Origin of the sequence: Pseudomonas sp. A25(2017) (genome assembly GCF_002001065.1) — a bacterium.
Lineage (GTDB): Bacteria > Pseudomonadota > Gammaproteobacteria > Pseudomonadales > Pseudomonadaceae > Aquipseudomonas > Aquipseudomonas kilonensis.
This window is the reverse complement of record NZ_MUOA01000061.1, coordinates 1-20,347: the sequence shown is the minus strand read 5'-3', so window position 1 is coordinate 20,347 and position 20,347 is coordinate 1. Positions and strand designations below refer to the sequence as shown.

Here is a 20,347-nt window from a genome sequence, read left to right as displayed (position 1 = left end):
ACATTTTTTTATTCAAGGATTGAATATGACCGTTGCCATGAAGAAGCAGCTGGATGAAAGCCTGCGCGATGCGCAGTTGGCGTTCTACCTGGACAAAGTCGTGCCCGACAATGGCCTGACCGGGACGGCTCGGCTCAAGACGGCCCAGGACCTCTACGAATATTGGTTACTGGACGTGCTGGTCAGCCAGGATGTGCCCACCACGCCTGTGGCGTGCGCCATTGCCAGTCTTCAGCAATACATCAACCGTATCCTGATGAATATGGAGCCCGGCTACGAGCGGGCAAGCATCACGCCGGAGCACCTGCAAACGTGGCGCAACGAGATGCATCAATACGCTATCTGGGCGGCTCATCAAAAGCTGCTTTATTTTCCCGCAAGTTATCTGGACCCCGTCCTGAGGAACAACAAGAGCGACAATTTCCAGCAGTTGGAAAACGACCTCAACCAGAACCGGATCCAGGCCGACGCCGTTCAATCGGCGGTCATGGCCTACCTGACCCGATTCGAAGAAATGGCCAACCTGAATATTCTCAACGGCTACATCGATGGCGAGGACTTCGCCAACAGCACCTACTATTTCATTGCCAAGTCACGCACCGAAAACACCTACTTCTGGCGCTCGTTGGACATGGGGCAACGTCCGGTCGCCGACACGCCCCCTCTACCACCCGCTACCGCGCCAAAATTCGACGGGCCGGCTCCGTTCGCCTGGTCGGATTGGGAAAAAGCCGACGTGCCTATTCCCGAAACCGCAGTTGAACATTCGATCCGGCCCGTGCGCTTCAACAACCGTCTGTTTATCGTATGGGCAGAATGCATACACCAAGATCCGACGGCCTCTAGCACTGATTCCGCACATGTCTCTGCCGAGCAAGCAGGTAGGAGCCATCCACTATTGCGCTTGAGCTTCTGTTTCAAAAAACAGAATGGAAACTGGAGCGCGCCGCGAATCGGTCTGCAGGGTTATTGCGAGGACAAGGCGTTTGCCGGCAAGAACATTAACGCTATCAAACCATTATTGTGCACCGTCGCAGAGCATCATATTACTGTCTGGCAGGACCTGCTTTTTCTATCCTTGGGGGCCAAGGCCGATAAGCAGCCTGCGTCCGGCGACAATTGTATTTTCCTTCGAACCGCTTGCATCAATAAGGACCTTAGCATCCAGCCTTACTTGTCGGACCCGCCCCCCCAAAAAACGGAATTAGATCTAAAGCTGCTCAACGAAATGCTCCGAAAAAAACTCCTGGACGCTAACGATAGACGTATTCAAACCAATGCCGCTCTCAGGCGCCTTCCGATTACCCATGAAAACAACGAGATCAACGCCTTTCTGCCTGCGACCCTGTACTTCCTTCCTCTGGAGAGCGTCCCCCAAATCACTGAAAAGTCGCTAGGCGGCCAAGGAACGGTCCAGTACTTGGATTTTTCCCTATCCGCTTTTCGTGGCAGACCGAGCCAGCCGATCAGGTTGAACACCGCCTTCGCCGCAGAACTGATCCGCCGTACAGAGAACGGTCTGGATGAGCTGTTCGACTGGACGACACAACACTTGTCTGAGCCCGTCATACCCGACGCCCCCAACAACAATATGGATTTCCATGGTCCCTACGGCCGTTACTTCACCGAGCTGTTCCTCTACTTGCCTTGGTTGGTCGCCCATCGCTTGAACGCCGAACAGCGTTATGAAGAAGCCGAACGCTGGTTGCGCCGCCTCTTCGATCCAGGTCGCGGCAAAGAAAACTGCTGGAGGGCCCTTCCCTTACTCGATAGCAGCACGCCTTCGTATGCCGACCAGGCGCCCCACGACCCTCATCAGATCTCGCTCAGTCATCCGGCGCACTTTCGCAAGGCGCTGTACTTCCTGTACCTCGACATCCTGATCAATCGAGGTGACGCCGCCTACCGCGAGCTGACCCCCGACGGCCTCAGCGAGGCAAAGCTGTGGTACGTGCGGGTACTGGATCTGTTGGGGCCACGCCCGACCGTTCAATCAGTCGATCATTGGGTAAACATCAACCTGAAAACGTTGGGCGAAACGACCAGTGACGACTTACGCACATTTGAACGATCACTCGCCCGCTCCCAACCCTCATTGCCCGTTCGCGGGGGCAGTCTGCACGCGTCCTGGCCAGCCATCGACAGCCCGCACTTGCGCCTGCCGTTCAACCCGCAGTTGCTCCAGTGCTGGGACATTGCTGAAAGCCGCCTGTACAACTTGCGGCACAACCTCGACATCGCCGGCAAGCCGCTGCATCTGCCGGTATTTGCCGTGCCGCTGGACCCTCGCGTATTGCTCAGCCCCGCTGTATTGAATACTTCGAACCATACGGTTCAAGGATTGCCAACCACATCTGTCCCGCACTATCGGTTCTCGGTCATGCACAGCCAGGCCTTGAGCGCAGTGGAAAGCCTCAGCCAATTTGGCGCCACGCTGCTGTCGCTGGTCGAGCGCAAGGAGCAGGCACAGTTACAAGAGCTACAGCAGCAGCAAGCCTGGAACCTGGCGAAGATCTCGGTCGACCTGCAACGCCAGGCCTTGAATATCGATCGTCAGAACCGCCAGGCGCTGCTCGCAAGCCAAGCAATTGCGCAAAACCGCTCCACCCATTACAAAAAACTGTTGGACGATGGCCTTAGCAACAAGGAAATAAGCGTCAGTTGGTTCAACGTATCCAGCGGCACGATGGAGGCCGCTGCAATGGCCTTCCAAGTCGCAGCTGCTGGGCTGATGCTGGTTCCAAACGTCGCGGGCTTCAGCTTTGGCGGCAGCCGTTGGGAGGGGCCGGCGCTCGCGGCCTCTGCGGCCGCCCATAGCAGCGCGATCATAACCCGCACGATAGCGGCCGACCTCGACCGTCAGGCCATATTCGATCGCCGCCGGGAAGATTGGCAACACGCCTATGATCAATCACAGCTCGAGCTGACCCAGATTGACGCACAACTGGCGCAATCCACCGAGCAGGAAACCGCCACTCGCCTGCAACTGCGCCTGGCCGAATCAACCCTGAGCCAAACCAAGACCCATTACGATTTTCTCAGCAAGCGCTTTACCAAAGCACAGCTGTACCAATGGCTGAACAGCCAGTTTGCCGCACTCTATCGCCAGGCCTACGACACTACGCTCTCCCTGTGTTTGGCCGCCGAGCACTGTTGGCAATACGAAATTGGCGATTGCGACACGCGATTCATTCAGCCAGGCGTATGGAACACCACTTATCGAGGGCTCGGAGCAGGCGAGCAATTGAAACTCAGCCTGTTGAACATGCAGGCCGGATATCTACGCCGTAGCGAGCGAGAACTGGAGATCCGCAAGACGATTTCATTGCGTCAATTGAAGGACCAGACCGCAACCTCGACGATCAACGAGCCATGGCTGGACATGCATGCCGCACTGAAGAAAGGTCAATGCGACTTCGAGCTGCCCCACGACCTGTTCGAGAATGATTACAAGGGTCAGAAGCACTACTTGCGGCGGATCAAAACCATCAGCGTTTCCTTGCCGACCGTTGTTGGTCCTTACGAAAACATCCGGGCCACGCTGACCCAGACCTCTAGCAAGGTGTACATGTCCGCCGATGCCAAGGGTCGGGTCATGGAGAACCTGCGCGCCAACCAACAGATCGCCCTGTCCACCGGCGTCGACGACAACGGTCTGTTCACCCTGACCTTCAACGATGAGCGCTACCTGCCATTTGAATACACCGGTGCGGTTTCCAAATGGCAACTGACATTCCCGAACCCCGAGGCACAAAGGGACATGCTCGAGTCGCTGACCGACATCATCGTACACGTGAGCTATACCGCCAGGGTCGGGGGTGCGCAATGAACGAGCAACCCGCATTGCCGGTTACCGCGCCGGCCTTGCCCAAAGGCGGCGGTGCCATCCAGAGCATTGGTAAGGGGTGGGGAAACGTCGGTGCCCACGGCACAGCTTCCTATGAAGTTGCATTGCCGATTTCCCCCGGACGCGGCTTTGCTCCGGCCTTGTCCCTGAGCTACAGCAGCTCAGCCGGCAACGGCGTGTTCGGTATCGGCTGGGGGCTGTCGCTGCCTTGTGTGGCGCGACGCACCAGCAAGGGCGTGCCTGCCTATAACGACGACGATGAAATCGTCGGCCCCAGCGGCGTGGTCTGGTTGCCCGAACACGGCACTCGGCCAACCCGAGTCAATCGCTACAACGGCCTGGACCTGGGCACGACCTACACGGTGACGCGTCACCTGCCAAGAATCGAAAGCAGCTTCGACCGGATTGAACATTGGTCATCGGATGGAGATATACCGGGTTTCTGGCTCGTGCACGGGGCCGATGGCAGCCTGCATGTCTACGGGAAAAATCCCGAGTCGCGACGAACCGATCCCCAGGACGCAAGCCGGGTAGGTGAGTGGCTGCTGGAGGAAAGCCTGAATGCACATGGTGAGCACATTCAATATGTGTACGCGGGAAATGGCGGAGCCCAACGCTATTTGAGCCATGTGCGTTACGGCAATGTGAAGGCCGACACCCGCCTTTACGCTTGGAAAACAGATCCGCCCACACAGGGCCAATGGCACTTCGAGTTGGTGTTCGACTACGGTGAGCGAAGCACCGAATACGAGAAAAAACCACGCTATGAAGCACTGCAACCGCAAAAACGTAGCGATGGGTTTTCCACCTTTGCCTACGGTTTCGAACTGCGCACCGATCGCCTATGTCGCCAGGTGTTGATGTTCCATCGCTTTCCCGAAGCGCTGGGCGCCGATCCTGTTCTCGTGCGACGTCTGCTGCTTGATTACCGCCAGACGCTCCTGGGCTATAACTTCTTGAGCGCAGCGCATGACCAAGCGTTCGGCGACGGAACAGTTCCTCAAAGCCGTCCCCCCATGGAGTTTTACTACAGCGGATTCAAAGGCCTGTTCGATAAGCCCGCCTGGAAACACGTTGAGAACATGGCAGGGTTCAGCGACGAACAAGGTTTCCAATGGGTGGATTTGTACGGCGAAGGTTTGCCCGGCCTGCTCCATCGAAGCGATGCAGGCTGGCGTTACCGTGAGCCCATGCGAGCTAAAGCCAAGACGGATGAAGTGGCTTACGACCAGGGGAAAGCGCTGCCTGGGATTCCCGTCGCCGACACCGCGAAGACACTGCAGCAAACGCTCAGTGATCTCACAGGTGACGGTCGACTGGACTGGATCATCGCCCAACCGGGGCTTAGCGGCTTTTTTTCCCTGGGCGCTGATAGGAAATGGTCGGACTTCGCGACATTCCAGGCGTTTCCGGCAGAGTTCTTCAACTCAAAAGGGCATCTGGCCGACTTGATGGGCGAAGGCCTCAGCGACCTTGCCCTGATCGGCCCCCGCAGCGTTCGCTTGTATGCCAACCAGCGCGAGCGGGGGTTCGCTGCCGCCCGAGAAGTTCCTCGCCACGACGATGACGATGCCTTGCCGGTATTCAACGGGTCGCCTTGCGAACTGGTGGCTTTCAGCGATCTGCTCGGTAGCGGCCAGCAGCATCTGGTGCGCATTCGCCACGACGAAGTGAAGTGCTGGCCAAATCTTGGCCACGGGCGATTCGGCAAAGGCATCGTGATGGATTTTCCAGGCCTCGCCTACCCCACCTTCGATGCCTCGCGCATCCGTCTCGCAGACCTGGATGGTTCCGGTGCCACCGACCTGATCTATCTGCAAGCGGATCGAGCGCTGATCTTCATGAACCGCTGCGGCAATGGCTTCGCTCCCGCGATTACGCTGCTCTGGCCAACTGGCCTGCGCTACGACAACTTATGCCAGGTGAGCATCGTCGACCTACTAGGGCTGGGTTGCTCCAGCCTGGTGTTGAGCGTGCCGCATCTAACCCCGGCGCAACATTGGCGCTACGACTTTGTCGAGGAAAAGCCGTATCTGCTCACCGGCACCAACAACAACATGGGCGCCGCCAGCCGCATTGCTTATCGCAGCTCGGCCCAGGAATGGCTGGACGAGAAAGCGGCAAGGGTCATAACCAAGGAGTCCCTTGCCTGCCACGTACCGTTGCCCCTGCACCTGGTGTCGCGCCAGGTCCAGCGGGATGAGATCACCGGGAATCGCCTGACCCAGTGTTTTTCCTATCGCCAAGGTTATTACGACGGCGCCGAACGGGAATTCCGTGGCTTCGGCTTGCTGATACAAACCGACAATGAAACCTACCCCAACGATGCCGATTCGCCAGGCTTCACAGAGCCTTGTTTGAAAAAAACCTGGTTTCATACCGGCCAGGCAGTGGACATGGACCGAAGCGACTATCACGGCACCGATTCGCAAGCCAAGGCGTTGGGTAAAGCCTTGCTGTGCCGATACAAAGATGACAATAGCGAGGACGAGCTGATTGGGGCGACAGACGAAGCGACCAGGCTTGAAATGTGCCGCGTCCTGAGCGGTCATTTACTGCGCAGCGAGACGTACGCAGGGGGCAACGACAAGACGCTGTATTCAGTCCAGGAACACCGTTATCGGATCCGTCTACAACAGGCGCCCCAGGGCCCGCGGCGCTATGCCGCCCTGTTGCCGCTGCCGCTGGAATCCATCAGCTACCAATACGAAGGCCAGGACGACGACCCCCGGTGCCAGCACACGATCAACTTGCAGCATGATCGGTACGGTGCCGTGATCCACAGCGTGATCATCCATTACGCCCGACGCAAAACGCCAGAAGATACCGCACCGTTCAGCGATCCAGACCCACAACAATGGTGGCGGGATGCTCATGACCCAGCGCAACAGTTCTACTACCTGACGCAAACTCGCGCCGAATTCATCAACCTGCAAACGCCTCAAGAATGGCGCCTGGGTTTACCTTATCGCCAACGGACCAACGCGTTGAAACGACCCAAGGCGCCTGAAGACGGAGGGCTGGCACCGGAGGGTATTAATTATGAAAAGCTCACCGAACGCGTCGGAAAACCCAGTTGGGCGACCCAAGCCGTTCTCACCGACCTTTCTATAACACGCTACAAAAAAGCTTCTGCCAACGAAACGCTGCCGGACGGCAACGCCAGCTTCGAAGCCCTGGTCGACCATCTGGAAACCGCCGAGCTGGACGAAACCGCCCTGCAAGCCTTCCATCTATTGCCATCGGCCTCTCAACCCGACGACAACATGCTCACGGAGCTTGGCTATCACTCCATGGCTGAGTTCCTGGCCACAGGCACGCCAGCCGGCAAGCTCTGGTCAGTCAAGAGTGGCTTCGCGACCTACGCCGGTTTGGAAGGTTTCTACAAAACCAAGACCGTGCAGCCGAGCGACAGCCAAGGCGTGACCAAGATCAGCTACGACCCATACACGTGCTTCGTTACCGGGTTCGAACTGCCCGATGGCGCTATGACCAAGGCGCAATACGATTACCGTAGCTTCCTGCCCCAATGGGTCAAAGACCCCAACGGTAACGTGCAGGAAGGTCTTGCCGATGCCTTCGGCCAGGTACTGGCCAGCACCTTTTACGGCGACGAGAACAACAACCCTGTCGGTTTCAAACCGATCGCAGCGTTCAACCCATCGCCTAAAAGTCCGGCAGAAGCGATCGCACAGGGCAAGGATGCTTTGCAGGACGCCGCCACCGCGACCTATTACGCGCCATTCAGTTGGATGGGAAACGTATCGGCGGCGGCCTTGCAGGACACCGACTGGCTAGAGCGCTGTGTGAGCAACGGTGACGTACTGCCAACCGGGCCTATTCGCGCTTCGGCTCGCGCCCGGCTGTCGAAACTCGAGGTAGTTCCTGCCGACGATAGAAAACTGAAACGCGAAATTCGTACGTCTAAACGTGAGCCGATACACATCGCCACACTGGTCGCCGATCGTTACCCCGATGACGAGCAGAAACAAATCCGTATCGCCATGACGTGCTTCGATGGCTTTGGTCGCCAGTTGCAAAGTAAGCAGCAGGTCGAATCAGGCAGGGCTTACATCGTGGATGCCAAGGGTGAACTGACACTCGAGGGCGACAAGCCGCAGGAACAGATCACCGCAACGCGCTGGCGTGTCAGCGAACGGGTGGAATACAACAGCAAGGGATTGGCGATCCGGATCTACCGCCCCTATTTTGCCGATCAACACCGCTACATCAACGATAAATCCTTTCGGCGGTTCGGCCATTGCGACCAGCAGTTTTACGATGCCTTGGGCCGTCCCACCCACGCCCTTCTCGCCAAACAGAATGGACTTTCCTGGATGCGTCGGCAGACCCGTCATCCTTGGTACACCGTGGAGGAGGACGAAAACGATACGCTGGAAGAAGTCATGGCCGAACATGCCACGACAGCGGGAGGTGAGGCATGAGCGCGCGCCTTCATCACAAGACTCCCACCCTCAACGTCGTCGACGGCCGCGGCCTGCCGGTGCGCCAGGTGGCTTACTGCCGAGGCAAGGAAGGCGAAAAAGCCCAGACGCGCGCCAACCGGCAAGAGCACAACGTCGCCGGACGGTTGATCGCCCAGCGCGACCCTCGGTTCGCCAACGCAACTGACGCCAATCTTGCGAGCGTCTACAGCCTGTCCGGCAAACCATTGCGAGTAAAAAGCGTCGATGCCGGATGGCGCCTGAACCTGCCTGGCGACGCCGGACAGATCCTGCACAGTTGGGATCAACGAGGAAATCACTGGCAATCGACCTACGACAACCAACTGAGACTGACCACCGTCGAGGAACAAGCCGCAGGCCAAGCACTGCGCAAAGTAGAGTGCCTGGGCTACGGCGACAGTTCGCAGGAATCGACGAGGCTCAATCGTTGCGGCGCGCTCATCCGCCACGATGACAGCGCGGGCACGCTGATCGTTGACGAATATGCGTTATGCGGTAAACCGCGCAGCCAGACAAGGCACTTTCTGAGCGAGACGGCACAACCTGACTGACCAACCGACGTGAAAGATCGCAATGGTCTGTTTGAAGAGGGAGAAGGCTACAAAACGAGTTGGTCCTACGACGCTCTAGGGCAAATTATCCAGCAGACCGACGCCGCCCGACACGAACAGCACCACGCCTTCGATGTCGCGGGCCAACTCAAATCCGTGAGCCTGAAAATCAAAGGCACCGAGGCAAAAAAAACCATCGTCAAAGACCTCGTCTACAACGCATTCGGCCAGGTCGAGTCGCAAACCGCCGGCAATGGCGTGACGAGTCGCGCGGTGTTCGATCCGGCCAGCGGGCGGCTGACCTCGCTCAGCGCATCGGCGCCTGGCAAAACCTTGCAAGACCTCCACTACACCTACGACGCCGTGGGGAACGTGACTCAACTTAGCGACAACGTCCAACCTGAGCGATTCAACAGCAATCAACGGGTTAAACCCGTCAGCACCTTCACCTACGACAGCCTCTACCAGTTGACCAGCGCCACGGGGCGTGAGGCCGCCGGGCTGGCGGCGCCCCCCGGCCTTCCCACCGCCGGTACGATTTCATTCGACCCCACGCAACTATTCAACTTTACCGAGCAATACACGTACGACGACGGCGGCAACCTGACCGAACTGCGTCATGTACGCGAAGGGAATAACTACACCCGCACCTTGAATGTCGCCGCAGCCAGCAATCGCCTCGTGTCTTGGAGCCAGGGCGACGACACCACGACCAGAATAACAATGAGCTTCGATGCCAACGGCAACCTTCAGGCCCTATGCCCGGGCCAGGCACTGGAATGGAATAGCCGCAACCAGCTCGACAGTGTGGTGCAGGTCAAGCGTGAAGGCAGTTCCGACGACATTGAACGCTATAGCTACGACAGCAGCGGTCAACGCGTGCGCAAGGTCAAGACGACCCATACCGCGGCGATGACCCTCACTGGCGAAGTCCGCTACTTGCCAGGCCTCGAAATCCGCACCCGTCATAACGAGCACCTGGAGGTCATCACCCTGCAAGCCGGACGCTGCAGCGTGCGTTATCTGCATTGGACCAAAGGTCGACCCTCCAAGATCGCGACCAACCAACTGCGCTACAGCCTCGATGACCATTTGGGCTCCAGCTCACTGGAGCTCGACGATCAGGCCGACCTGATCAGCCAGGAAAGTTACCTGCCCTACGGAGGAACCGCGTGGGTGGCATCCCGTTCGGCCGTGGAAGCCGACTACCGGACCATTCGCTACTCCGGCAAAGAACGCGATGCCAGCGGGTTGTATTACTACGGACATCGGTATTACGCACCGTGGTTGCAACGCTGGATCAGTCCCGACCCGGCGGGGGCGGTTGATGGGTTGAACTTGTATTGCATGGTCGGGAACAACCCGATGAGGTATGTCGATCACCAAGGGTTGGTACTCACCGATGCTCAGGGGAAGGAAATCGACCCTGTCGAATGGACGAAACAGGATGGGGAGGAACGCTCGAAAAAAATGCTGACGCCACCATCTCCAGCGAAGAAGGGCAAACAAGGCCCTGAAGAAGACCCCGATGCCAGCCCCAGCTTTAGCAAGACGAAACGCAAGGATCTGGTCGTCCACTCCTTTGGCGTAGTTTTGGATCGCAATGGCGATAACCATGCGGGCCTCAACGAGTACTACAACCTCACCGGCCCAAAATCCGGCCCAACGGGATACCGTGGCGTGGTCAAGGAGTATGACGGCACCGCCCAAAGCGAGCGGTTCTACCTGAGTTTCGGAAGCTACCAGATCGGCAATACAGCTGACTACCTGGCTGACCTGGGCGAACGGTTCCGCGCGGCGAAAGATGATCCAGCCCATAAATTCGAACTGGACCCTGAGGTGCTGAAGCTCGAACCGACGCTGAGCAGGACGGTCGAGGGCATGTACGAACTCCAGCAACCCACCCAGGAGCTCATCGCCAGGCACATCGAGAAATCCAACGGCATCATTCCCGTACGCACCGGAGGGCCAGGGGCTCATGGAGAAGTCCGCCTGCTCAACTCAATCGTGGCGCTCTTTCCGGGTCAAACTGAAAGGGTGCTGTCGAATACGCATCTGTACACCCAAAAACTGGCCGGTGTTGAACAACCGGAGCCTTTCATTGCCTGCTTCAACTGCAGCGGCATTATCCCCGAAGAGGTCAACATCCCGACCGGTCGTAACCTTAGAAACTATGGGCTGTACAACTTTCACGTATCGGAAATAAATCGACTCGGGCTTTCTGGCAATTCGTCTTGACTGGGCGTCTTGATGCAAAGCTTGATCGGTTCATATCGGGTCCATGAACCGAGCATTGACGGCCATGCCCTGGGTTCCAGGGTATGGCCTGAACACTATGCGTGATCGATCAGGTCCGACCCGTCGTCGCTCTCTCTTGCCGCGAAGGCAGATCGAGCTCAACCCCACCGCTAGCGCTGAATCTGTTTCGGATCCGGCTGCCAAGCCCCCTTGCTTGATTCAAAGAGGCCAACGCCTGTCCCAGGATCAAGCGAGCCTCCGTCTCCATCGAGTGCCCATTATGGGCAGCGGCTATCCGCAGTTGTTCTTTGATCTGGTTGTCAAGGTTTCGAATCGTGATGCTGGCCATGATGCCTCCTGCAGTCGATGAAATCGCTGATGAAGGCTAACACCCTAGGCCATCAAAATCTGCGCAGTGGCGACTCACACGTTAATCGCATTGGTAAACACCAACCGATTCCCAAATGGATCACTGATCGCCATGTCCTGGCTTCCCCAGGGCATGGCCTGGATCTGGGGGTGGGCGTAGCGGTATTGCTTGGCCAGTAATTGCTGCTGGAAGGCTTCCAGCTCATCGGTCTCGATCCGCAACGCCGAGCCTGGTGTGCAATCGCCATGGTGTTCGGACAGGTGCAGCACGCAGTCGCCGCGGGAGACTTGCAGGTACAGCGGGAAGTCGTCACCGAAGCGATGTTGCCAATCGACGGTAAAGCCCAGGAAGTCGACATAGAACACCAACGCCTTGGCTTCATCGAAGATCCGCAGGATTGGGGTGGTTTTACCGAAGCTCATGGGTTGCTCCCTGGCTGAAAAGACCCAGTTTAGATGGGTTGATCCCATTGCTTCGGCCTTGAACCGGGGTTCTTTAGTGTCGCAGTGCCGTTGTTGTGACGCCAATTAACACAATATCAGCCACTTACACGTCATTCGATAGACCAAATCCCTGGCGCAGATCGCCCTCGCGCGCCAGGAATCGACCTTCCCGTCGCCCGTTTGCCTGCCCTTCGCGATAGCTCAAGCCCCCATTGACCCACACGCCATCAATCCCTTCGGCAGCTCGTTGAGGTTCGTTGAAATCAGCCACGTCGCGAATGGTTTTGGGATTGAACAACACCAAGTCCGCCCAATGGCCTTCACGAATTTCGCCCCGTTGCTTGAGGCCGAAGCGCGCCGCCGAAAGGCCGGTCATTTTGTGCACGGCGGTGTGCAACGGAAAAAGCCCGACGTCACGACTGAAATGCCCCAGTACCCGTGGGAAAGCGCCCCACAAGCGTGGATGGGGAAACGGGTCTTCTGGCAAACCGTCGGAGCCGACCATGGACAACGGATGGGCGAGGATCCGTCGTACGTCGCCCTCATCCATGCCGTAGTACACCGCGCCGGCCGGTTGCAGGCGCCGGGCCGCCTCCAGCAGCGACACGTCCCAATCGTTGGCGATGTCGGCCAGGTCGCGACCGCCCATGTGCGGATGCGGTGTCGACCAGGTGATGGTGATGCGATGGGCATCGGTCACCTGCTTGAGATCCAGGGTCGAAGAGCTGGCCGCATAGGGATAGCAATCACAGCCGACCGGGTGGGTCTGCGCCGCGTTCTCCAACGCCGCGAGCACCTGCGGGCTTCGTCCCCAATTACCGGCGCCCGCGCATTTGAGGTGGGAAATGATCACCGGGCTTTGGGCGTGTCGGCCAATCTGGAAGGCCTCGTCCATGGCTTCGAGCACCGGTTCGAATTCGCTGCGCAGGTGGGTGGTGTAGACCGCACCGAACGCGGCCAACTCTTCGCTCAGTTGCATGACTTCGTCGGTGGACGCCGAAAACGCGTTGGCGTAGGCCAGGCCGGTGGACAACCCCAGGGCACCGGCCTCCAGGCTTTCGCGCAATTGCCGACGCATGGCGGCGATTTCTCCCACCGAGGCGGTGCGCAACAAATCGTCCATGTGATTGCTGCGCAACGCCGTGTGCCCGACCAACGCAGCCACGTTGACCGCCGGTGTGGCGGCCTCTACTGCACCGCGATAATCCATAAAGCGCGGGTAGGCGAACGCCTGGGCCGTGCCGAGCAGGTTCATCGGGTCCGGTGGATCGCCCCGCAGGCTCACCGGCGAAGCGCTGATGCCGCAGTTGCCGACGATGACGGTGGTCACGCCCTGGCTGAGCTTGGGCAGCATCTGCGGTTGGCGAATGACCACCGTGTCGTCGTGGGTGTGCACATCGATGAAGCCTGGCGCGAGCACGCGACCGGCGGCATCGATGTCTTCAACCGCGCGGGCATCGCGCAAGTCGCCGATGCGTTCGATGCGACTGGCGCGAATGGCGACGTCGGCGCGGTAGCCAGGCGTGTCGCTGCCATCGATGACCAGCGCATTGCGGATAAGCGTGTCGTACAGCATGTCAGTCTCCCAGCGGCAAGTGATCGTCGCCGCCGCGGTAATCGTCCAGGGCGAGTTTGACCCGCCGCAGGCGCTCTTGATTGTCTTCAGGGTGGGCCAGCGCCAGCTCGGTGGCCAGCACATCAATGGCCAGCAGCATGCCGTAGCGCGCCGCCGTGGGTTTGTAGATGAACGAGGTTTCAGCGCCTTGCAGGGGCAGCACGCAGTCGGCCAGTTGGGCCAGTGGCGAGTCGGCACGGGTGATGGCCAGGATCGCCGCGCCATAGCTGCGGGCCAATTCAACGGCACTCAACAGCTCCGGCGTGATACCGGTCAGCGAACAGGCAATGACCAGATGTTGGTCGCTCAACGAGGTGGCGGTGATGCGCATCATCACCGGGTCGCGACAGGCGGCAATCGGGTAGCCAAAACGCACCAGCCGCACCTGCAACTCCTCGCCGCACAGCGCCGACCAGCCCCCGAGGCCGAACGCATGGATCATCCGCGCCTTGCCGATCATCCGCACGGCATCGCCGAACCGCGACTCTTCGAACGCCGACAAATGCTGGCGCAGGGTCGCTTCGATATCGCCGACGATCTGTCCATAAAACGCCGATTGCTCCGGCGCGCCAGCCGGGTCGAGGAAACGGCTGCCGACACCGCTGGCCTGGGCCAGTTGCAGGCGCAAGTCCCGCAGGTCGCGGCACCCGACCGTGCGAGCGAACCGCGACAGCGTAGCGCTGCTGACTTCCGCCCGTTGGGCCAGTTCATCGAGGCTGGCGGAGGCGGCAAAGCCCACGTCGTCGAGCATCAGCCGAGCGATTCGGCCTTCGCCGGCGCTGAAGGAATCCTGCCGGGAGCGGATCTGGTAGAGGATGTCCATGGCGGCTCCTGTTGGGTGGCGTTGCGCTCAAAGCAAGCGTGAAAGCCCGAGGGTCAAGGCGAACGCGACCACGGAGATCAGCGTTTCGAGCACGGTCCAGGTCTTGAAGGTTTGGGTGACGGTCATATTGAAGTATTCCTTGATCAGCCAGAAGCCGCCGTCGTTGACGTGGGAAAAGATAACCGACCCGGCGCCGGTCGCCAGCACCAGCAACTCGGGGTGTGGATAACCCAGGCCAATCGCCACGGGCGCGACGATGCCCGAGGCGGTGGTCATTGCCACGGTGGCCGACCCTGTGGCGACGCGCATCAGTGCGGCGAACAGCCAGCCCATGACCAGCGGTGACAGCTGGAATTCCTGGGCCAGGCCGACGATCTGTTGCGTGACCCCGGCGTCCACCAAAATCCGGTTCAAACCGCCGCCGGCGCCCACCAGCAAGGTGATGCTGGCGGTCGGTGCCAGGCATTCGTTAGTGAACTTGAGGATCGATTCACGGTTGAAGCCCTGGGCCAGGCCGAGGGTCCAGAAGCTGAGGATGGTCGCTAGCAGCAAGGCGATCACCGAGTTGCCGATGAACAACAGGAACTGGTTGAAACCGCTGCCCGGCGTGGAAATCAGGTTGGCCCAGCCGCCGATCAGCATCAGGATCACCGGCAGGAGAATGGTCCCCAGGGTCACGCCGAAGCCCGGCAGATTCGCGCGCGGCTCACGGTCGAGGAATTGTCGCTCCAACGGGTTTTCAGCCGGCAGCTGGATGCGTGGCACGATGAATTTGGCGTACAGCGGGCCGGCGATGATCGCGGTGGGAATGCCGATCAGGATCGCGTACAGCAAGGTCTGCCCCACCGAAGCCTGGAAGGCCTGCACCGCCAGCATCGCCGCCGGATGCGGCGGCACCAAAGCATGCACCACCGACAGCCCGGCGACCATCGGCAGCCCCACCATCAGGATCGACACGCCCACACGCCGGGCGATGGTGAAGGCGATGGGCACCAGCAGCACGAAACCGACTTCGAAGAACAACGGCAGCCCGACCAGGAAGGCAATGCACACCATCGCCCAATGAGCGTTGCGCTCGCCGAAGCGTTCGATCAACGTCTGCGCCATCCGCTCGGCGCCGCCAGACTCGGCCATCATCTTGCCGAGCATCGTGCCCAGGGCCACCACCAGCGCAATGTGCCCCAGCGTCTTGCCGACACCCGCCTCGTACGCCCCCACCACACCCGAGGGCGGCATCCCGGCCAGCAACGCCAGGCCAATGGACACCAGGGTAATCACAATGAACGGATTGAGCCGGTAACGGGCGATCAGAACGATCAACGCAATGATCGCGATGGCCGCGTAGACCAGGAGCCAATAACCGAAAGCAGGGGCCATGCGTTACTCCTCGAATGGGGTCACGTCGATGTGTTGTGAAACTCATAAATCATTTCGACGGAGAATCTTCAAACCCACTGAAAGTAATTTTCGCGCACAGATAAAATTTGTCGCTGACGGACATCGCGACACGGCGTTGATGAAAATTCAGCGCAAGACTTTCATCGCTCCCTGTGGCGAGGGGATTTATCCCCGCTGGGCTGCGAAGCAGCCCCAAAAGCAATAGGGCCGCTGCGCGCCCCAGCGGGGATAAATCCCCTCGCCACAGACGGCTGGCCGCCCCGCACTCAATTCCGTACCATCCGCCCCTGTTTTTTGCACCACTCCCCGGCAGCCGACTCTCCACCGGCGCCCAGTCAGGTAAATCATGAAATCAGCACGTCTTCGCGCCGACGCCCTCGCCGGCCTCACCACTTCTTTCGCCTTGCTCCCCGAATGCATCGCCTTCGCCCTGGTGGCCCACCTCAACCCGCTGATGGGGCTCTACGGCGCGTTCATCCTCTGCACGCTGACCGCCCTGTTCGGCGGCCGGCCAGGCATGGTGTCGGGGGCGGCGGGGTCAATGGCCGTGGTCATCATCGCGCTGGTGGTGCAGCACGGCGTGCAATACCTGTTGGCCACCGTGCTGCTGGGCGGGCTGTTCATGATGGCCTTCGGGCTGTTGCGGTTGGGCAAGCTGGTGCGCATGGTCCCGCACCCGGTGATGCTCGGCTTCGTCAACGGCCTGGCGATTGTCATTGCGCTGGCCCAACTGGAGCATTTCAAGCAGGGTGAAACCTGGCTCAGCGGCAGCCCGCTGTATCTGATGGCCGGCCTGGTAGCACTGACCATGGCCATCGTCTACCTGCTGCCGCGGCTGACCCGCAGCGTGCCGCCGGCCCTGGTGGCGATCCTCGGTATCGGCCTGGCGGTCTACCTGCTCGGCCTGCCCACCCGAACGCTGGGCGACATGGCCCATATCGCCGGCGGCTTGCCCGCCTTCGCCTGGCCCGATCTTCCCTGGAACCTGGAGACCCTGCAGATCGTCATGCCCTACGCGGTGATCATGGCAATGGTCGGTTTGCTGGAAACCCTGCTGACCCTGAACCTGACCGACGAAATCACCCAGAGCCGCGGTTATCCGGACCGTGAATGCGTGGCGCTGGGCGCAGCCAACATCGCCTCCGGGCTGTTCGGCGGCATGGGCGGCTGCGCCATGATCGGCCAGACGGTGATCAACCTCAGCTCGGGTGGGCGCGGACGGTTATCGGGCGTGGTGGCCGGGGTGATGGTGTTGCTGTTCGTGTTGTTCCTGTCGCCGCTGATCGAGCGCATCCCGCTGGCTGCGCTGGTGGGCGTGATGTTCGTGGTTGCGCAGCAGACCTTCGCCTGGGCCTCGCTGCGGGTGATCAACAAGGTGCCGAAGAGCGATGTGTTGGCGATCATCGCGGTGACCATCATTACGGTGTTCACCGACCTGGCGGTGGCCGTGCTCTGCGGCATCGTCATCGCGGCGCTCAACTTCGCCTGGCAACAGGCCCGGGAGCTGTACGCCGATACGCACCAGGAAGCCGACGGCAGCAAACTCTATCGCCTGCACGGCACGCTGTTCTTCGCCTCGACGACACCGTTCCTCAACCAGTTCGACCCGGCCAACGACCCGGCCCTGGTGACCCTCGATTGCCGTCACTTGCGCTTCGTCGACTACTCGGCCGTCGCCGCACTCAAGACCCTGCGCGAACGCTACAGCAAAGCCGGCAAGCACCTGCGTGTGTTCCACCTGTCCGAGCGTTGCAAGCAAATGCTCAAGCGCGCCGGCGTGCAGCACGACTGACAACATGCCAACACACACCCTGTGGGAGCGAGCTTGCTCGCGATAGCGGTGGGTCAGCTAACTTCAATATCGACTGACCCGACGCCATCGCGAGCAAGCTCGCTCCCACAGGGATAGGGGGTTATCAGCCCTTGAACTCCCGCGAGGCGTAGCCGGCGAGCTTGTCCTGGATGAAGTCCAGGAAGCACTGGATGCGCAGGGCCAGTTGCGAGTTGCGGTAATACACGGCATTGATCGGCTGGCGGTATCCGCTGTTGGCATCGGCCAGCAGCACCTTCAGCCGACCGGTGTGGATGTCTTCGCGGGTCATGAAGTCCGACAGGCAGGCAATGCCCTGCCCCTGCAGCGCCAAGTGGCGCACGGTCTCGCCGCTGGACGCGCTGATGGCGGGCTGGATCGGCCAACGATCTCCGTGTACGTGGCGCAGTGGCCACTGGTTGAGGCCCTCGTTCTGGGCAAACCCCAGCAGCGCATGGCCTGCCAGTTCGGCGACGCTTGAAGGCGTGCCGTGCTGCTTCAGATAAGCGGGGCTGGCCAGGATGTGCAACGGGCTGCAACCCAGGGCGCGGGCGTGGAGCGTCGAGTCGGTGAGGGTGCCGATGCGGATGGCGATGTCGGTGCTTTGCTCCAGCAGGTCGATGATCAGGTCGTTGCTGTTGAGTTCGAGCAGGATGTCCGGGTAGAGCCTGCGGAACTCTTCGATGTGCGGGACGATGGCATGCAGCATGAACGGCGAGGCCGCGTTGATGCGCAACCGGCCTGCGGGGTTCTTCTGGCGGGATGACAGGCGCTCTTCCAGCTCGTCCATCTGGTCGAGGATGCCTTTGGCCTGCTCGAAGAAATACTTGCCCTCCTCGGTCAGGTCCATGCGCCGCGTGGTGCGGTTGATCAGCGTGGTGTCGAGCTTGGCCTCCAGCCGCGACAACGTGCGGCTGACCGCCGACGGCGTCTGCCCGACCTGCTCGGCGGCGGCGGAGATGGATCCGCACTCGATCACGCAGATGAAAATCTGCAATTCGTCGGATCTGGCTTTCACGTATCCCCCTGTCGACTGATCTCTCTTGTGGCGAGGGGATTTATCCTCGCGATGTGGGAGCAAAGCTTGCTCGCGATGAAGGCGCCGCGGTCTTTCGGGGATCGAGAGGTCTGTTTCGCGAGCAAGCTTTGCTCCCACAGCGCAGGTTTACCCACCCGCCACAGGATAGTATCGGGATGTGAGGTAAAAGACAGGTCACGCCTTCAGACCGAACACCTCGCGCAAATGCTGTTCATACCGCGCCACATCCCCTTCGATGTTCGGGCGCTTCATCACGTCCACGCACAGGAAGGTTGGCAGGCCGGTCATGCCGAGGAACTGGTTGGCCTTGTGGAACGGGAAGTACACCGCATCCACGCCCTTGGCCTCGAAGAAGTCGGTCGGGTCGTCGAAGGCTTGCTGCGGGGCGTTCCAGGTCAGCGACAACATGTACTGCTTGCCCTGGATCAGGCCACCGCTGCCGTATTTCTGCGAGGCATCGGAACGGGTCCGACCGTCGCTGGCGTAGAGGCTGCCGTGGCCTTCGGTGAAGACTTCGTCGATGTATTTCTTCACGGTCCAGGGCGCGCCCATCCACCAACCTGGCATCTGGTAAATGATCACGTCGGCCCAAAGGAACTTGGCGACTTCCTCCTTGATGTCGTAGCCGCCGTCGATGAAGGTGGTTTGCACATCAAAACCGCCACGGTCCAACACACTGACCGCCGTGTCGTGGAGGGTGGCGTTGTAGCGACCGTCGGAGTGAGCGAATTGTTTGCCGCCGTTGAGCAACAGGACTTTTTTCATGGGAGCCTCATCGGGTTCCACGGCATGGCCGTCAAAGGGCCGCTGCATGGAAAGGTTGAAAATGATGGCGGCAGAATAACGATGAGTTTCATGGGGAATAAGCAGCCCAACGGCAAAACTGATTTGACCTATACGCACGAATGAACGACCGATTGTTGCCTTAGACTTCGAGACCTCTTTTATCTCAGGAGCCACCTCGATGAGCGAACTGCACGGTTTCATCCTGCACGCCAAGACCCGTCCGGAAAAAGCCGAAGCCTTCGAAGCGCTGTTCCGCGCCTACGTCGAACCAAGCCGCGCCGAACCCGGCTGCATCGAATATCACATGCTGCGGGACCAGCAGGATCCGACGCTGTTTATCTTCTATGAGATCTGGGCATCCCAGGCGCACCTGGAGGTGCACTCGAACCTGCCGCACATGCAGCAGTTCTTCGAGCAACGCATGGATTATCTGGAGCGCGACTTCGACATCCGCCGCGTCGACATGCTCAGCCCGTCCTCGGCTAGCCGCTGATCAGCAGATGGCCGCCGAGCACGCCGAGGCCGACAAAAAACACCCGTTTGAACAACACGGCGCTGATCCGCTGGCGCAACCATTGCCCCAGCCACATCCCCAGCAGCGCCGGTGCCAACGCCAGCAACGAAGCGCTCAATTCGTCCCCTCCCAGTGCGCCGCGCCACAACAGGCCGGCGGCAAGGGCCAGGGTAGAAACGGTGAATGACAGACCCAAGGCCTGTACCAGTTCGTCCTTGCTCAGGCCCAGCGCTTGCAGATAGGGCACCGCCGGAATGACGAATACGCCAGTGGCGGAAGTGATGAGGCCGGTGAGCAACCCGCAGAGCGGAGCGATCCACGGCTCGGCACGGGCGCCGACCCGCAACGTTGGCAGCAACAGCCCGCTCAGCGCATACAGCACGAGCGCCCCGCCCAAGGCCCGCACCACCCAGGCCCCACCCGTCATGCCGAGCCACAGCGTACCGA

14 protein-coding genes are annotated in these 20,347 nt (G+C 60.0%); 6 read left to right on the top strand and 8 right to left on the bottom strand.

Annotated features, from left to right (window positions below; translation table 11 throughout):
- Positions 1 to 25 precede the first annotated feature (25 nt).
- Genes B0E42_RS13835 through B0E42_RS13825 form a run of 4 tightly spaced genes read left to right on the top strand, consistent with a single transcriptional unit; the run spans position 26 to position 11,102 of the window.
- Positions 26 to 3,829, top strand: a complete 3,804-nt coding sequence (locus tag B0E42_RS13835; protein ID WP_077506654.1) for a neuraminidase-like domain-containing protein — start codon at positions 26 to 28, stop codon at positions 3,827 to 3,829.
- A complete protein-coding gene (locus B0E42_RS13830; RefSeq protein ID WP_077506653.1) occupies positions 3,826 to 8,292 on the top strand; it encodes a SpvB/TcaC N-terminal domain-containing protein in 4,467 nt (1,488 codons plus the stop codon). The genes B0E42_RS13835 and B0E42_RS13830 overlap by 4 nt, the downstream gene beginning before the upstream one ends.
- Positions 8,289 to 8,864: a hypothetical protein gene (locus B0E42_RS31490; RefSeq protein WP_256578302.1), complete on the top strand. Its 576-nt coding sequence runs from the start codon at positions 8,289 to 8,291 to the stop codon at positions 8,862 to 8,864. Before B0E42_RS13830 ends, B0E42_RS31490 begins: the two co-directional genes overlap by 4 nt.
- 9 nt (positions 8,865 to 8,873) lie before the next feature.
- The gene (locus B0E42_RS13825; RefSeq protein WP_256578301.1) at positions 8,874 to 11,102 is read left to right on the top strand and encodes an RHS repeat-associated core domain-containing protein; all 2,229 of its coding nucleotides are present in this window, start codon (positions 8,874 to 8,876) and stop codon (positions 11,100 to 11,102) included.
- A gap of 109 nt (positions 11,103 to 11,211) precedes the next feature.
- Here B0E42_RS13825 and B0E42_RS31485 read toward each other — a convergent pair whose 3' ends face one another.
- The 5 genes from B0E42_RS31485 to B0E42_RS13800 form a co-directional block, all read right to left on the bottom strand.
- Positions 11,212 to 11,451 (bottom strand): plasmid stabilization protein, encoded by a 240-nt coding sequence (locus tag B0E42_RS31485; protein WP_077506652.1) that lies wholly within the window; start codon positions 11,449 to 11,451, stop codon positions 11,212 to 11,214.
- Between the two features lie 74 nt (positions 11,452 to 11,525).
- A complete protein-coding gene (locus B0E42_RS13815) occupies positions 11,526 to 11,894 on the bottom strand; it encodes a glyoxalase superfamily protein (protein WP_077506651.1) in 369 nt (122 codons plus the stop codon).
- Positions 11,895 to 12,018: 124 nt separating this feature from the next.
- Positions 12,019 to 13,491 (bottom strand): amidohydrolase family protein, encoded by a 1,473-nt coding sequence (locus B0E42_RS13810; RefSeq protein ID WP_077506650.1) that lies wholly within the window; start codon positions 13,489 to 13,491, stop codon positions 12,019 to 12,021.
- Between the two features lies 1 nt (position 13,492).
- Positions 13,493 to 14,353, bottom strand: coding sequence for a MurR/RpiR family transcriptional regulator (locus B0E42_RS13805; RefSeq protein ID WP_018613046.1), 861 nt, complete (start codon positions 14,351 to 14,353; stop codon positions 13,493 to 13,495).
- A 27-nt stretch (positions 14,354 to 14,380) separates the two neighbouring features.
- Complete coding sequence (locus B0E42_RS13800) at positions 14,381 to 15,730, bottom strand: gluconate:H+ symporter (protein WP_018613047.1); 1,350 nt, start codon at positions 15,728 to 15,730, stop codon at positions 14,381 to 14,383.
- A gap of 367 nt (positions 15,731 to 16,097) precedes the next feature.
- Here B0E42_RS13800 and B0E42_RS13795 point away from each other — a divergent pair, with 367 nt between their 5' ends.
- Entirely contained in the window at positions 16,098 to 17,543 is a 1,446-nt protein-coding gene (locus B0E42_RS13795; protein ID WP_018613049.1) for a SulP family inorganic anion transporter, read from the top strand.
- Positions 17,544 to 17,667: 124 nt separating this feature from the next.
- On the opposite strand, the gene B0E42_RS13790 is transcribed toward B0E42_RS13795, so the two are convergent.
- Both B0E42_RS13790 and B0E42_RS13785 read right to left on the bottom strand, forming a co-directional pair.
- A complete protein-coding gene (locus B0E42_RS13790; protein ID WP_077506649.1) occupies positions 17,668 to 18,579 on the bottom strand; it encodes a LysR family transcriptional regulator in 912 nt (303 codons plus the stop codon).
- A gap of 195 nt (positions 18,580 to 18,774) precedes the next feature.
- Positions 18,775 to 19,365 carry an NAD(P)H-dependent oxidoreductase gene (locus B0E42_RS13785; RefSeq protein ID WP_077506648.1) on the bottom strand — a complete coding sequence of 197 codons (591 nt, stop codon included), beginning with the start codon at positions 19,363 to 19,365 and terminating at the stop codon, positions 18,775 to 18,777.
- A 199-nt stretch (positions 19,366 to 19,564) separates the two neighbouring features.
- Between B0E42_RS13785 and B0E42_RS13780 the strand changes: the two genes are divergently transcribed.
- Positions 19,565 to 19,879, top strand: coding sequence for a putative quinol monooxygenase (locus tag B0E42_RS13780; protein WP_024617827.1), 315 nt, complete (start codon positions 19,565 to 19,567; stop codon positions 19,877 to 19,879).
- Here B0E42_RS13780 and B0E42_RS13775 read toward each other — a convergent pair.
- A partial coding sequence (locus B0E42_RS13775) for a TSUP family transporter (protein WP_168188521.1) occupies positions 19,869 to 20,347 on the bottom strand: 479 nt, incomplete at its 5' end. The two genes, B0E42_RS13780 and B0E42_RS13775, sit on opposite strands and share 11 nt — an antisense overlap.

What these genes read in the sequence shown, in the direction of transcription:
- B0E42_RS13795 (WP_018613049.1), top strand. Translation starts at nt 16,098, where the DNA reads ATGAAATCAGCACGTCTTCGCGCCGACGCCCTCGCCGGCCTCACCACT.
- B0E42_RS13785 (WP_077506648.1), bottom strand. Translation starts at nt 19,365, where the DNA reads ATGAAAAAAGTCCTGTTGCTCAACGGCGGCAAACAATTCGCTCACTCC.
- B0E42_RS13800 (WP_018613047.1), bottom strand. Translation starts at nt 15,730, where the DNA reads ATGGCCCCTGCTTTCGGTTATTGGCTCCTGGTCTACGCGGCCATCGCG.
- B0E42_RS13810 (WP_077506650.1), bottom strand. Translation starts at nt 13,491, where the DNA reads ATGCTGTACGACACGCTTATCCGCAATGCGCTGGTCATCGATGGCAGC.
- B0E42_RS13830 (WP_077506653.1), top strand. Translation starts at nt 3,826, where the DNA reads ATGAACGAGCAACCCGCATTGCCGGTTACCGCGCCGGCCTTGCCCAAA.
- B0E42_RS13835 (WP_077506654.1), top strand. Translation starts at nt 26, where the DNA reads ATGACCGTTGCCATGAAGAAGCAGCTGGATGAAAGCCTGCGCGATGCG.
- B0E42_RS31485 (WP_077506652.1), bottom strand. Translation starts at nt 11,451, where the DNA reads ATGGCCAGCATCACGATTCGAAACCTTGACAACCAGATCAAAGAACAA.
- B0E42_RS13780 (WP_024617827.1), top strand. Translation starts at nt 19,565, where the DNA reads ATGAGCGAACTGCACGGTTTCATCCTGCACGCCAAGACCCGTCCGGAA.
- B0E42_RS13815 (WP_077506651.1), bottom strand. Translation starts at nt 11,894, where the DNA reads ATGAGCTTCGGTAAAACCACCCCAATCCTGCGGATCTTCGATGAAGCC.
- B0E42_RS31490 (WP_256578302.1), top strand. Translation starts at nt 8,289, where the DNA reads ATGAGCGCGCGCCTTCATCACAAGACTCCCACCCTCAACGTCGTCGAC.
- B0E42_RS13805 (WP_018613046.1), bottom strand. Translation starts at nt 14,353, where the DNA reads ATGGACATCCTCTACCAGATCCGCTCCCGGCAGGATTCCTTCAGCGCC.